Source organism: Variovorax sp. W1I1, assembly GCF_030815625.1.
GTDB classification, from domain to species: Bacteria; Pseudomonadota; Gammaproteobacteria; order Burkholderiales; family Burkholderiaceae_C; genus Variovorax; species Variovorax paradoxus_C.
In genome coordinates this window covers 6,454,489-6,467,200 of the sequence record NZ_JAUSWZ010000001.1, presented here as the reverse complement: position 1 = coordinate 6,467,200, position 12,712 = coordinate 6,454,489, and the positions used below count along the sequence as shown (strand labels likewise).

General features: G+C 67.9%; 13 protein-coding genes. All 13 read right to left on the bottom strand.

Annotated elements, in window-relative coordinates; translation table 11 throughout:
• Positions 1 to 2: 2 nt before the first annotated feature.
• From QFZ83_RS30140 to atzF, 13 genes are read right to left on the bottom strand one after another with little or no spacing between them, the layout of a single operon-like run.
• Complete coding sequence (locus QFZ83_RS30140; RefSeq protein WP_307512047.1) at positions 3 to 749, bottom strand: GntR family transcriptional regulator; 747 nt, start codon at positions 747 to 749, stop codon at positions 3 to 5.
• Between the two features lie 29 nt (positions 750 to 778).
• Positions 779 to 1,450 carry a cysteine hydrolase family protein gene (locus QFZ83_RS30135; RefSeq protein WP_307512045.1) on the bottom strand — a complete coding sequence of 224 codons (672 nt, stop codon included), beginning with the start codon at positions 1,448 to 1,450 and terminating at the stop codon, positions 779 to 781.
• Between the two features lie 11 nt (positions 1,451 to 1,461).
• Positions 1,462 to 3,039 (bottom strand): ABC transporter ATP-binding protein, encoded by a 1,578-nt coding sequence (locus QFZ83_RS30130; protein ID WP_307512043.1) that lies wholly within the window; start codon positions 3,037 to 3,039, stop codon positions 1,462 to 1,464.
• 7 nt (positions 3,040 to 3,046) lie between these two features.
• Positions 3,047 to 3,760, bottom strand: a complete 714-nt coding sequence (locus QFZ83_RS30125) for a cysteine hydrolase family protein (RefSeq protein WP_013538748.1) — start codon at positions 3,758 to 3,760, stop codon at positions 3,047 to 3,049.
• An 8-nt stretch (positions 3,761 to 3,768) separates the two neighbouring features.
• Positions 3,769 to 4,761 carry a formamidase gene (locus QFZ83_RS30120; protein ID WP_307512041.1) on the bottom strand — a complete coding sequence of 331 codons (993 nt, stop codon included), beginning with the start codon at positions 4,759 to 4,761 and terminating at the stop codon, positions 3,769 to 3,771.
• Positions 4,762 to 4,766: 5 nt separating this feature from the next.
• Complete coding sequence (locus QFZ83_RS30115; RefSeq protein WP_307512040.1) at positions 4,767 to 5,690, bottom strand: ABC transporter permease; 924 nt, start codon at positions 5,688 to 5,690, stop codon at positions 4,767 to 4,769.
• Positions 5,687 to 6,748, bottom strand: a complete 1,062-nt coding sequence (locus QFZ83_RS30110) for an ABC transporter permease (RefSeq protein WP_306880989.1) — start codon at positions 6,746 to 6,748, stop codon at positions 5,687 to 5,689. Before QFZ83_RS30110 ends, QFZ83_RS30115 begins: the two co-directional genes overlap by 4 nt.
• A 10-nt stretch (positions 6,749 to 6,758) precedes the next feature.
• On the bottom strand, positions 6,759 to 7,877 hold the full coding sequence (locus QFZ83_RS30105; protein ID WP_307512039.1) for a BMP family ABC transporter substrate-binding protein: 1,119 nt from the start codon (positions 7,875 to 7,877) through the stop codon (positions 6,759 to 6,761).
• Positions 7,878 to 7,926: 49 nt separating this feature from the next.
• A complete protein-coding gene (gene hpxZ, locus QFZ83_RS30100; RefSeq protein ID WP_307512037.1) occupies positions 7,927 to 8,307 on the bottom strand; it encodes an oxalurate catabolism protein HpxZ in 381 nt (126 codons plus the stop codon).
• On the bottom strand, positions 8,304 to 9,137 hold the full coding sequence (locus QFZ83_RS30095) for an ABC transporter ATP-binding protein (protein ID WP_013538742.1): 834 nt from the start codon (positions 9,135 to 9,137) through the stop codon (positions 8,304 to 8,306). The genes hpxZ and QFZ83_RS30095 overlap by 4 nt, the downstream gene beginning before the upstream one ends.
• A complete protein-coding gene (locus QFZ83_RS30090; RefSeq protein WP_307512035.1) occupies positions 9,134 to 9,961 on the bottom strand; it encodes an ABC transporter permease in 828 nt (275 codons plus the stop codon). Before QFZ83_RS30090 ends, QFZ83_RS30095 begins: the two co-directional genes overlap by 4 nt.
• Before the next feature lie 2 nt (positions 9,962 to 9,963).
• On the bottom strand, positions 9,964 to 10,962 hold the full coding sequence (locus tag QFZ83_RS30085) for an ABC transporter substrate-binding protein (protein ID WP_307512033.1): 999 nt from the start codon (positions 10,960 to 10,962) through the stop codon (positions 9,964 to 9,966).
• 29 nt (positions 10,963 to 10,991) lie between these two features.
• Positions 10,992 to 12,710, bottom strand: coding sequence for an allophanate hydrolase (atzF, locus tag QFZ83_RS30080; RefSeq protein WP_307512031.1), 1,719 nt, complete (start codon positions 12,708 to 12,710; stop codon positions 10,992 to 10,994).
• Between the last annotated feature and the right edge of the window lie 2 nt (positions 12,711 to 12,712).

Genomic DNA, 12,712 nt, shown 5'->3' with positions numbered 1-12,712 from the left:
CTTCAACGCGGCGTTGCCTTGCCCGCATGCCGCGCCAGATGCACCTGGTGCAACGTGATCTTTCGCACCTCCGCCTGGCTGGTCTCGATGTGCGCGCGCAGCAGCATCGCGGCCTGATCGCCCCGGTTCGCGCGGATCGCTTTCAGGATCTTCGCGTGCTCGTCGTAAGTGGCTTCGATGCGCGGCTGCTGCGTGAAATCGAGCCGGCGGATGATGCGGATGCGGTCGGTCACGTCGCTGTGCACGCGCGCCATCTCGGCGTTGCCGGCGGCCGCGACCAGCGAGCAGTGAAAGGCTTCGTCCCACTGCGCGACCTGCGCCGTGTCGGTGCTGCGCTCGGCCACGGGCACGAGCCAGATGCCGGCCAGCGTGTCGAGCAGGCTGCGGTCGACGCGGTGATCGGCCTCGCAGATGCGGTGCACCGCGGTGGTCTCCAGCACCATGCGAAGGTCGTAGAGCTGCTCGAACTGGTCGAAGTCGAAGGGCAGCACGCGCCAGCCGCTGCGGAACAGCACCTCGACGAAACCTTCTTGCTGCAACCGGAACAGCGCCTGCCGCACCGGCGTGCGCGACACGCCGAGCCGGTCGCTGATCTCGTTCTCGGTGAAGCGGTCGCCGGGCACGAGGATGAACTCGGCCACGTCGCGCTTGAGCTGCGCGTAGACCTCGTCGGCGCGTGTACGAAAAACGGCCGTATCGGCGGCGGGCGCGGGCGCGGAGGGAGCTGGGCGGGGTCGGACGGTAGACACGTGGGGGATGGTAGTCGCTGCCACCGGCTTCAGGTCGCGTGGCTCAGCGCGGCGAGCAACGCCGCGCTCGGCGCGGTCCAGCCGACGATGGCGCCCTGCGCGCGGATCATGTCGAGCGTCGCCGCCTTGAAGGCCGGGAAGTAGCTCTCGGTGCAATCTTCGAGCAGCAGGCCGTCGTAGCCGCGGTCGTTGGCTTCGCGCATGCTGGTCTGCACGCAGACCTCGGTGGTGACGCCGCCGAACAGCAGGTGCGTGATGCCGAGCTGCTGCAGCAGCTCGTGCAGGCCGGTCGCGAAAAACATGCCCTTGCCGGGCTTGTCGATGACGATCTCGCCCTCGACCGGCGCGAGCGCATCGATGATCTGGTTGCCGGGTTCACCGGCCACGAGGATGCGGCCCATCGGGCCTTCGTCGCCGATGCGCAGGCTCGGGTTGCCGCGGTTGCGCTTGGCGGGCGGGCAGTCGGAGAGGTCCGGCTTGTGCGCCTCGCGCGTGTGGACCACCAGGCCGCCGGCCTTGCGCCATGCCGCCAGTGTGGCTTGCGTCGCGGGAACGATCGCTTCGAGCAGCGACACGTCGTTACCCAGCGTTTCGCCGAAGCCGCCGGGCTCGATGAAGTCCCGCTGCATGTCGATGAGGACCAGCGCCGTGTTCCGGATCTCGAATTCGTAGGCGAAGGGGTTGGCTTGTTCTATGCGCATGCTGGCTCCGGTCAGTGGTGTCCGCCGCCCATGTGCGCGCCGATGACGTGGCGCTCCGCACCCGCGGCAGAAGTCTCGAACACGATCTGCCCTTCGCTCATCACCACGATGCGGTCGGCCAGCTCGAGCAGTTCGTCGAGGTCTTCGCTGATCAGCAGCACCGCCCCGCCCTTCTCGCGCACCTGCACGATGCGCGCGTGGATCTCCGCGACGGCGGCGAAGTCGAGGCCGAACACCGGGTTCGCCGCGATCAGCACGTTGATGTCGCCGGCCAGTTCGCGCGCGAGCACCGCGCGCTGCACGTTGCCGCCCGAAAGACTGCGGATCGGCGCGCCCTCGCCCTGCGTCTTGACGCCGTACTCGGCGATCCATTCGCGTGCGCGGCTGCGCCAGTACGGAAAGTTCAGCACGCCGCCGCGCGACAACGGTGGCCTGTCGAAATCGCGCAGCGCCATGTTCTCCGCCACGCTGAGGTCGCCCACGCAGGCGTTGCGCAGCGGCTCCTCGGGAAGGCTGCGGACCTTGAGGCTGCGGTTCTCGGCGCGGCGCGCGTTGTACGGATGGCCCATCACGCTCACGCGGCCGGCCAGCCGCGGGCGCTGCCCGACCAGGGCTTCGACCAGTTCGCGTTGTCCGTTGCCGGAGACGCCCGCCACGCCGAGGATTTCTCCCGCGCGCACCGACAGGCTCAGGTCATGCAGCGCGAGCGTGCCGCGGTCGCCTTGCGCCTTGAGGCCTTCGACCTTCAACGCGATGGGCGCTGCGTCAGCCAGGGGCTTCCTCGCGACCGGCGCTGAAGCCGGCGCGGCAACCGCCGCATCTTCGCCGCCCATCATGGCCTGCGCCAATTGCGCCGGGCTCGTGTCGGCCACGCGGCAGTGATGCACCGCCTTGCCTCTGCGCAGCACCGTCACGCTGTCCGCATACGCCATGACTTCGCGAAACTTGTGCGTGATGATGAGCACGGTGCACAGCCCGCTGCGCGCGAACTCGCGCACATGGCCCAGCACCTCGTCGGCCTCCTGCGGCGTGAGCACCGAAGTGGGCTCGTCGAGGATCAGGAGGCGCGGCTTCAGGTACAGCTGCTTCAACAGTTCGAGCTTCTGCTTCTCGCCCGCCGCGAGCTCCGAGGGTCGCACATCGAGGTCGAGGCTGAAGGGCGTGGTCGCGAGAAACGCCTTCAACTCCGCGCGCTTGGTTTTCCAATCGATCAGCGCGGGCGTCTTGCCGCCGGCCAGCAACAGGTTCTCGGCCACCGTCATGCCCGGTGCCAGCGTGAAGTGCTGGTAGACCATGCCGATGCCCAGTGCACGCGCGACGATCGGGTTGGCGATGTCCTGCTCGCGCCCGTCGATCAGGATGCTGCCCTCCTCCGCGCGCTGGAAGCCGGCCACGCACTTCACCAGCGTGCTCTTGCCCGCGCCGTTCTCGCCGAGCAGCGCATGCACCGTGCCGGGCTCGACGCGCATGGTCACGCGGTCCATTGCGGTGAAGGCGCCGAAGCGCTTGGTCAGCTCGTAGGTGTCGAGCGCGAGCGCGCCGCTGCCTGCGGGCAGTGCGCCGATGGCGTGAGGCGCAGTGGTGCTCATGCGTGCATCAGCCCAGCGCGGCCAGCAGTTGCTGCGAGGTGGTGTGCGCACCAAACACGCCGCCCTGCATCGTGATCATCTTGAGCGCGGCGAGATGGTTGCCGTGGTCCGTCGCCGCCGTGCAATCCGACAGCAGCAGGCACTCGAAGCCGCGGTCGTTCGCATCGCGCATCGTGGTGTGCACGCACACGTCGGTCGTGATGCCCGCGAGGATCAGGTTCTCTATGCCGCGGGTCCGCAAGATCAGCTCCAGGTCGGTGGCATAGAAGGAGCCCTTGCCGGGCTTGTCGATCACCACTTCGCCGGGGAGCGGCGCGAGTTCGGGAATGAGTTCCCAGCCCGGCTCGCCGCGCACGAGGATGCGGCCGCACGGGCCGTCGTCGCCGATGCCCACGCCGTTGGCGCCGATCTGCCGCGAGCGCCAGCGCTTGTTGGCGGGCAGGTCCGCGAGGTCGGGCCGATGGCCTTCGCGCGTGTGGATGATGTGAAAGCCCAGCGGCCGCAGCGCCGCGAGCGTGCGCGCGATCGGCTGGATCGGCGCCTGCACCAGCGAGAGGTCATAGCCCATCACGTCGACGTAGCCGCCCTTGCCGCAGAAGTCGGTCTGCATGTCGATCACGATCAGCGCGGTGTTCTCGGGGCGCAGGTCCCCGTTGTAGGGCCAGGCGTAGGGCTCGGCGGCCACATGGCGTTCGGCGGTGGTTGCTGCTGCTGTGGTCATGTCGATGCTCATCCTTGGTAGTTGCGTTCCGGCGGCGCGAAGCCGCAGGAGGTGCCGTCGGTCACCTTCACGTCGGCGCTCCACGGCAGCCTGTAGGTGCCGGCAGCCATGTCGTGCATGTATGTGTAGGGGCAGTCCTGCGCGCCGCCCTTCACCGCGACGTAGCCGCGGTGGTAGAGCTGGTAGATGTTGTTTTCCACGCCCCAGCCGGTGCGCGCCTCGCGCACAAGGTCGGGCCGCAGTTCGGCGGTGATGATCTCGTCCACGCGGCCGCCGCCCTCGACCAGCACCGTGCCGTCGAAGTTGCAGAACATGCCCTCGCCCATCGAGTCGAAGCTGCCGTCGCTGCCGCACAGGCACACGCTCGCTGTGTAGGCGAGGTTGCAGAAGGCGTTGGCCTGGTTGGTGATCTTCCACGCATGGCGGATCGGCGCGGTATAGCCCGCTGTGCGCAGGATGATGTCGGCGCCCTTGTATGCGGCCTCGCGCGCCATCTCGGGGAACATGCCGTCGTGGCAGATGATCAGTGCGAGCTTGCTGCCGTTGGGTCCGTCGCACACCGGAATGCCGAGGTTGCCGGGCTCCCACGGTTCGACCGGCACCCACGGGTGCAGCTTGCGGTAGTAGAGCTTGATCTCGCCCTGGTCGTCGATGACGAGGCCGCTGTTGTAGGGGTTGCCGCCGGGGTTGGCTTCCATGATCGAGAAGCAGCCCCAGATGCGGTGCTCGATGCACGCGCGCTTGAAGGCCGCCACTTCGGGGCCGTCGAGCGTGCACATGATCTCGGGGTTGGTGTCCATCGAGAGGCCGTGCAGCGCGTATTCGGGAAACACCACGAGGTCCATCGTCGGCTGGTTGCGGCGCGCCTTTCCCACCATGTCGCAGATGCGCTGCGTCTGCGCGGCAAGGTCGGCCGGCGTCTTCACGTTCGGCAACTGCAGTTGCACCAGCCCGACGACGACGCCGTGCGCCGATTTGTTGAGGCCACCCAGACCGCTCATGGTGTTCAGTTCCTTGTCGATGACAGTTCGCCGGGGCTGCCGATGGCCGTGCTGCCCGGCTTGCAGGTGAGCACCAGGATCACCAGCGTGAGCACATAGGGCACGGTGTTGAAGAGGTGGTAGCCCCAGCCGATGCCGATGGACTGCAGCGCGGGCCCGATGGCGCCCGCACCGCCGAAGAGAAAGGCCGCGCCCACGCAGCGCAGCGGGCTCCAGCGCGCGAAGATCACGAGCGCCACGGCGATCAGGCCCTGGCCGCTGGAGATGCCTTCGTTCCAGCTGCCCGGATAGAACAGCGTGAGCGATGCGCCGCCGAGCCCTGCGATGAAGCCGCCCGCCGTGGTCGCCGCGATGCGCAGGCCCGAGACCGAGTAGCCGAGCGCGCGCGTGGCCTGCGCCGAGTCGCCGGCCATGCGCACCAGCAGGCCGGCGCGCGTGCGGGCGAAGCCCCACCAGAGCAGCACCGCGAGCGCGATGCCGATGGGCACCAGCGCATTGAGCTGCAGCGCCGAACGCACCACCGTGTTGTCGCTCCAGAAGCCCAGCGGTATCGCGGGGATCTGCGGCGCCTGCGGCTGGATCAGCGGTTTGCCGAGATAGAACGCGAGGCCTGTGCCGAGCAGCATCAATGCGATGCCCGTTGCCACGTCGTTCACGCGATCAAGCGAACACAGAAGGCCGTGCAACAACGCGAGCACGGCCCCGGCCATCGCGCCGATCAGCACGCCGAGCCAAGCCGAATCGGTGAGGTAGGCGCCGCCGAAGGCCGCCATCGCCGACAGCACAAGCACGCCTTCGAGCCCGAGGTTGATGCGGCCCGATTTCTCGGTGAGGCATTCGCCGAGGCTCACGAAGAGAAATGGCGCCCCAACGCGTAGCGCACCGCCGACGATGCCTGCGACCAGTGCAATCCATTGATCGGCGGTCATGCCGGGCTCCCCGAAGCGCGGAACAGGCGCGCACGCAGCGCCTTCCAGTCGATCATGCGCAGGCCCTCGCTCGCAAGGATCAGCACGAACGCGATGCCCTGCAGCACCAGCACCGACGCATCGGGCAACCCGAGCCGCCGCTGCAGCAGGCTGCCCGCCGCACCGAAGCCGCCGAACAAAATTGCCACCGGCACGATGGCCACCGGGTTGTGCCGCGCGATGAACGACACGAGGATGCCCGCGTAGCCATAGCCTGCGATCAGCGAGGCGTTGGCGTTGGTGTGCACTGCCGCCACCTCGACCGCGCCCGCGAGACCCGCGCAGGCGCCGCCCAGCGCGCAGCTGCCGAGAATGAGCCGCGTGGCCGGCAGGCCCACGAGCTGCGCGGTGCGCGGATTGCCGCCGACCACGCGCACCGAGAAGCCGGACGCGGTCGCGCGCAGCCACCAGCCGAGCCCCAGGCACGCCACGACGCCGATCGCCAGGCCCCAGTGCACATCCGATCCGCCGATGCCGCCGATCAGCAGCCCATCGTTCAGTGCATAGGTCGATGGCTTGTTAAGACTGGCCGGATCGCGCAGCGGCCCTTCGACCAGGTGCTTGAAGATGCCGATGGCGATGTAGGCCAGCAGCAGGCTGCTGATGGTTTCGTTGATGCCGCGGTACTGGCGCAACCATCCCGCGAGCACGATCCACAGCGCACCGGCGAGCGCGCCCGCGATGCAGACGATCGCCGTGCCCACGACATTGCCGGGCAGCGGCACGGCATGCGCGAGCGCCGCACAGGCCAGCCCGCCCAGCACCAGCGCGCCTTCGCCGCCGATGACGATCAACCCCGCGCGCGCCGGCAGCGCCACGCACAGCGCGGTGAGCATCAGCGGTGCAGCGCGCTGCAAGGTGTTCTGCCACGAGAACCAGTCGCCGAACGCGCCCTTGAAGAGCGTCGCCCACACCTCCACCGGGTCGACACCGGCGAAGGCGACGAGCACGCCGAACAGCAGCAGCGCCGCCGCGATGGCGAACACCGGCAGGGCGAATTCCTTGAGCGCGTGACGCATGGCGCGGAACTCAGACCTGGCCGACGACGCCTTCGACGAGGTAGTTCATCTTTTCGAGTTCCAGGTCCGTCTGCTTCAACACCTTGCCGGCCGGCACCACGACCGCGCCCTTGTTGTCCTTGATGCCGTCCTTGAAGATGTCGAAGGTGCCCGCGATCATCTTGGCCTTGATGTCGTCGGCCTGCTTCTTCGCGGCGTCCGTCACCATCGGGCCGTAGGCGGACATCTTCACGTAGCCCTCCTTCAGGCCGCCGCGCAGGAAGTTGGGATGCGGCTTGCCGGCTTGCGCGGCCTCGATGGCGGTCTTGTAGGCGGTGAGCCAGTTCCACTCGGCGCCGGTGAGGTACGCATTGGGCGCGAGCTTGGCCTGGCTCGCGTGGTAGCCGCAGACCATCTTGCCGCGCTTGGCTGCTGTCTCGACCACCACCTTGGGGCCGTCGACGTGCATGGTGAACACGTCGCAGCCCTGGTCGGCCAGGCTGTTGGTGGCCTCGGCCTCCTTCACGGCCATCGACCAGTCGCCGGTGAAGATCACGCTGCAGGTGATGTTCGGCTTGACCGAGCGCGCGCCGAGCGTAAAGGCGTTGATGTTGCGCAGCACCTGCGGAATCGGCTTGGCGGCGACGAAGGCGATCTTGTTGCTCTTGGTCATGTGCGCGGCGATCACGCCGTTCAGGAACTGGCACTCGTCGATGTAGCCGAAGAAGCTGCCCGCGTTCTTGGGGTGCTTGCCTTCGGTCCAGAGGCCGCCGCAGTGCGAGAAGCGCACGTCGGGGTACTTGGGCGCCACGGCCAGGATGTGCGGATCGAAGTAGCCGAACGAGGTCGGGAACAGGAGTTTGGCGCCGTCCTGCGAAATCATGCCGGCCATGGTCTTCTGCACGGCGGCGGTCTCGGGCACGTTTTCTTCCTCGACCACCTTGATGCCGGGCAGCTTCTTGATTTCGGCGGCGGCCATGGCGTGCGCCTGGTTGTAGCCGTAGTCGTCGCGCGCGCCGACGTAGATCACGCCGACCGTGAGCGGCTTGGCTTGCGCGCTGGCGAGGGCGCTCCAGCCCCCGAGGGTGCCGGCGGCGCCGAGCGCGGCCAGGGACTTGAGGGAATCGCGACGATTGATTGGACTTGTCATGGCGTTCTTTCGAGGAGTGGGAAGGAAGTGCAAAAAATGTGCCGTCCGTTCAGGCCGGCAGGCTCACGTGGGCGGCGGCGACGCGCCAGCCCTCGGCCGTGCGGATCCAGGTCTGGCTCTGGCGGCCGATCTCGCGGCTGCCTTCGCGGCGGAACTCGACATTCGCCGTCGCGAAATCGCGGCCGTAGGTGGTGATGACCGTGCGCAGCAGCTCGCGCGGCGGGCTCTGCACCGGCAGCGAGGCGCGGAAGATGCGGATGTCGGCGTGGCCGTAGTGGTTCTCGGAGAAGCCGTAGCGCAGCGTGTGCGGGCTGTTCCAGAAGAGCTCGTCGAGCACGGCGCGCTGGTTGGTCACGAGCGCCTCTTCGTAGCGCGCGAACACGGCGCTGACTTCGGCGTGCACGTCAGGAAGGTTGATCTCCAATGTCATCGGCGCACCTCGCGCTGGAAGATGTCGAGGCTGAGCTTCTTCGTCGCGACGAAGCTCTCGGTGCTCAGCGTCTCGACGGTGCGCGGGCGCGCATCGCCGTAGCGCAGGATCTCGGCCACCTTGGTCGGCCGCTTGGTCAGCAGCAGCACTTCGTCGGCGAGGTACACGGCTTCTTCGAGGTCGTGCGAGACCAGCAGCATCGTGGTGCCGGTCTGCATGAACACCTCCTGCAGCTTCTCGCGGATGAAGAGCGTCATCTCGAAATCGAGCGCGGAGAAGGGCTCATCGAGGAACAGCACCTCGGGGTTGGGCGCGAGGGCCCGCATGATCGATGCGGTCTGCTGCTGGCCGCCCGAGAGTTCGTACGGAAAGCGCTTGAGGTCGAACTTGACGTCGAACGAAGCGACCAGTTCTTCCATGCGGCGATCGACCTCGGCCTTGCTGCGGCCTTCGAGCTTCAGCGGATAGGCGATGTTGTCGATGGTGCGCATCCACGGGAACATCGCCTCGCGATAGTTCTGGAACACGTAGCCGATCTTGGTGTCCTTGCGCTGCTTGCCATCGAACAGGATCTCGCCCGCGTCGATGGGAACCAGCCCCGCGATCATGTTGATGAGCGTGGACTTGCCGCAGCCGTTGGGTCCGAACACCGAGACGATCTTGTGCTTGGGAATGTCGAGGTCGAAGTTCTCGTACAGCGGCCAGCCCGCGAAGTACTTGGTGAGGCCCCGAATGGTGATGTGCGTGCCGGCCGGGCCGGGCTTGAAGACCGGCTTGGGCACGTCGGCGTACACCGGGCCGTTGATGACGATGTCTTGCGTGACTTTCATCGTCCGCTCCAATGCACGATGCGGCGCTCGGCGACGAGGAAAAGAATGTTGAGGGCGTAGCCGAGCGCACCAGCGGCAAGGATTGCCGCGTACATGCTCTTGACGTTGAGCACCTGCTGCGCATCGATGATCCGGTGGCCGAGGCCGGTGTCGGAGCCGATGAACATCTCGGCCACGATGACGATCACCAGCGCCATCGACACCGCCGAGCGCAGGCCGACGAAGCTGGGCTGCAGGCTCTCCCAGATCAGCACGTCCTTGAAGACCTGCCAGCGCGAGGCGCCCATGACCTTCGCCGCCATCACGCGTTGCTTCCGCGCATTGATGACGCCGTAGGCGCTGTTGAACACCACGATGAGCAGCGCGCCGAACGCCGCGATGGCGATCTTGTTGACGTCGCTCACGCCGAAGATCAAAAGGAACAGCGGAATGAGCGCGGACGATGGCGTGGAGCGGAAGAAGTCGATCAGGAACTCGACGCTGCGGTAGGCCTTCTCGTTGCTGCCGAGCAGCACGCCCAGCGGCACGCCGACCACCGCCGCGATGAGGAAGGCCTGCAGCGTGCGCCACACCGTCATCGCGAAGTCGGTGAGCAGCGGCCCGCCCGCGAGCCCCGTGATGAGCGCGGCGATGGTGTCGGCCGGCGAGGGCAGCAGGATGGGCTTGATGAAGCCCAGGCGCACCACCAGGTCCCACACGATGAACAGCATCACGGGGCCGATGAAGGGCAGCAGCCGGTCGCGCAGCGGCGGTTTGGGCGCGGCAGCATTGAGGCTGGCCGGCGGGGTCCACGGCGCGGCCGTGGTCGTGCTTGCGTCGGCCATGGTCAGGCCTTGTAGAGAAGTGCGTCCACCGGCACCTTCTTCTCGAAGATGCCTTTCTCGGTGAACAGGTCGTAGAACTTCTGGAAGTACGCAACGTCGCCTGGCTTGAACTCGTTGTAGAGCATGTACGAGGCGAGCGGCACTTCGGCCGTGAGCTTGCCTTCGATGGCGGTGTAGCCCTTCATGTGCTGGCGTGCGTCGTCGGGTTTGGTGCGCACCAGTTCCACGCCGCGGGCGTACGCCGCGATGTACTTCTTCGCGACCTCGGGATTCTTCTTGATGAACTCGGAGGTGAGGCTCGCTGCCCCGCCATGCCACGGCGCCATCGGGTCGCCGAGGATGTACCTGGCGACGACGCCCGCCTCGATCACCCGCGTGGTGCCGTTCATGCGGCCGATGGTGCCGGTGGGCTCCAGCGTGTAGCAGGCATCGACTTGGCCTGCGGCGAGCGCCGCCACGTGCTGGCCGATGGGCAGCTCGCTCACCACCGCGCCCTTGGCGCCGGCGCGCTCCAGCATGGTCTTGCACAGCGTGACGTTCTGGATGCCGGGGCCCGAGGCGACCTTCTTGCCGGCCAGTTCGGCCACGGTCTTGACGGGGCTGTCCTTGGCGACGATGAACTCGTCGAGCACGAACTTCGCGTTGCTCGGGTTGGTGCAGAAGATCTTGAAGAGGCCCGGCTGCGCGATCTCGCCGATCGCGAGGTTGGCCGAGCCGGTGCCGTTGGCGCTGCCGTCGCAGCGGCCCGCGAGCATGCCTTCCATGATCTGTTGCGCGGCGGCGAACTTGAGCGGCTCCACGTCGAGTCCCGCTTCCTTGAAGTACCCGCGGTCCACCGCCACGAAGAACGGCAGGCCGGCGGCCACGGGCCAGTAGCCGATGCGCAGCTTGGGCGCAGCCTGTGCGCGCACGATGGCGGGCGCGGTCAGCACGGCCAGGCCCGCTGCACTGGCTTGCAGCAACTGCCGGCGCGAGGCGGAAGATTTGTCGAAGGTGCTCATCGGGACTCCTGGGTCAGTCGGTCAGTCGATCAATTGGCAAGGGCAGCGGCACGGCTCGCGACATAGGCGCGCCAGCCGCCGTGGTGGGTCACGTCCTGTGCGCCAGCCAGTGCGTGGCCTTCGCAGATGAAGCCGTGGACCCAGCTGCCGTCGGCCAGCTCGACGCTGCCAAGGCCGAGCGGTGGCGGGATCAGCGCGAGGAAGCTGCCGACCTGCGCGATGGGCACGGCCCAGATCTCCAAAGCGATGGCGGCACCGCCTTCCGCGCTTCGTTGCAGGCCGGGTTTGGGCGGTGTGGTGCCGGGGAGTGCGAAGAGGCGGTAGGCAGCCGATGTGGTCGTGGCGCGCAGCAGCGTGGCGCCGCGTTCGGTGAGCTGGCCGTTGAGCGGCATGCCCGACAGGTGCGCGCCGACCACGGCGATGGCGAGCGTCTGCGCCGCCGGTGCCATGAGGCCCGGCACGGGGCGCGGTGCGGGCAGTGGCTGGCCGGTCGCGCCCTGCGCAAGGCCGGTCGCGTGGTGGTAGCGCTGGCCGAGGTCGGCCAGTGCGAGATCGCTGCCGCTCGGGCCGATCAGCGTGATGCCGAACGGCAGGCCGTCCGGTCGCAGGCTGCTCGGCACCGAGAGCGCGGCGTAGTCGAGCAGGTTGACGAAGTTGGTGTACGCGCCGAGGTTGCGGTTGAGCACGACCGGGTCGGCGCGCATGGCTTCACGCGTGTAGTGCGTGGGCGCGGTGGGCACCAGCAGCACGTCGATGTCGCGCCACATCGGCTCGACCTGTTGCGCAATGGCGCGAAGGCGGGTCTGCGCGTCGAACACGTCGGCGGCGACATATTTCTTTCCGCTCGCGAGGATGCTGCGCACGGGCTCGATCACCTCGTCGGCGTGCGCGTCGAAGAACTCGCGCACGGCGGCGTAGCGTTCCGCGACGAGTGCGCTTTCATAGAGCAGCGCGGCGGCTTCGGCGAGCGGCGCGTAGGGAATGGTGACGGCCGTGCCGCCCAGTGCCACGAGCTTGGCCTGCGCATCGCGGAAGGCTGCTTCGGCGGCGGTGTCGCCGAAGAAGCTCAGCGTGTCGGGCACGCCGAAGTTGAAGCGTGCGGGCAGCGGCTTGCGAAGCATCGCGATGTCGCGCGAGTACGGGTCGCGCGGGTCGTGGCCGGAGGCGGCGAGCATGACCTCGACGGCGAGCGCCACGGTGCGCGCGAAGATCGAAACGCAGTCCGCGCTCTGCGCCGCAGGCACCACTCCGAAGGCGCTGAGCAGCCCGCGGGAAGGCTTGAGGCCGACGATGTTGTTGAGCCCGGCGGGCACGCGGCCGGAGCCGGCAGTGTCGGTGCCGAGGGCGAAGTCGACCTCGCCCGCAGCCACCACGTACGCCGAACCGGAGCTGGAGCCACCGGAGACGTAGCGCGCATCGAAGGCGTTGGGCACCTCGCCATATGGCGAGCGCGTGCCGTTCAGGCCGCAGGCGAACTGGTCGAGGTTGGTCTTGCCGGCCAGCGATGCACCGGCTTCGAGCAGGCGCTGCACCACAGCCGCGTGCGCAGTGGGCCGGCGGTCGAAGGCCGGGCAGGCGGCGGTGGTGGGCACGCCGGCCACGTCGATGTTGTCCTTGACCGCGAAGCGCAGCCCGGCGAGCGGCAGGGTCACGCCGGGGGTGTCGGCAGTTTCGGCACCGGCCACGGGCGTCGCGAATTTCGCGATCCAGGCGGCGGCGTTCAGCGGGTCGTATTCATGCACCATCATCA

Excerpts from the sequence above, each read along its gene's own strand:
- QFZ83_RS30135 (WP_307512045.1), bottom strand. The coding sequence starts at position 1,450 with ATGCGCATAGAACAAGCCAACCCCTTCGCCTACGAATTCGAGATCCGG.
- QFZ83_RS30130 (WP_307512043.1), bottom strand. The coding sequence starts at position 3,039 with ATGAGCACCACTGCGCCTCACGCCATCGGCGCACTGCCCGCAGGCAGC.
- QFZ83_RS30125 (WP_013538748.1), bottom strand. The coding sequence starts at position 3,760 with ATGACCACAGCAGCAGCAACCACCGCCGAACGCCATGTGGCCGCCGAG.
- QFZ83_RS30120 (WP_307512041.1), bottom strand. The coding sequence starts at position 4,761 with ATGAGCGGTCTGGGTGGCCTCAACAAATCGGCGCACGGCGTCGTCGTC.
- QFZ83_RS30115 (WP_307512040.1), bottom strand. The coding sequence starts at position 5,690 with ATGACCGCCGATCAATGGATTGCACTGGTCGCAGGCATCGTCGGCGGT.
- QFZ83_RS30110 (WP_306880989.1), bottom strand. The coding sequence starts at position 6,748 with ATGCGTCACGCGCTCAAGGAATTCGCCCTGCCGGTGTTCGCCATCGCG.
- QFZ83_RS30105 (WP_307512039.1), bottom strand. The coding sequence starts at position 7,877 with ATGACAAGTCCAATCAATCGTCGCGATTCCCTCAAGTCCCTGGCCGCG.
- hpxZ (WP_307512037.1), bottom strand. The coding sequence starts at position 8,307 with ATGACATTGGAGATCAACCTTCCTGACGTGCACGCCGAAGTCAGCGCC.
- QFZ83_RS30095 (WP_013538742.1), bottom strand. The coding sequence starts at position 9,137 with ATGAAAGTCACGCAAGACATCGTCATCAACGGCCCGGTGTACGCCGAC.
- QFZ83_RS30090 (WP_307512035.1), bottom strand. The coding sequence starts at position 9,961 with ATGGCCGACGCAAGCACGACCACGGCCGCGCCGTGGACCCCGCCGGCC.
- QFZ83_RS30085 (WP_307512033.1), bottom strand. The coding sequence starts at position 10,962 with ATGAGCACCTTCGACAAATCTTCCGCCTCGCGCCGGCAGTTGCTGCAA.
- atzF (WP_307512031.1), bottom strand. The coding sequence starts at position 12,710 with ATGATGGTGCATGAATACGACCCGCTGAACGCCGCCGCCTGGATCGCG.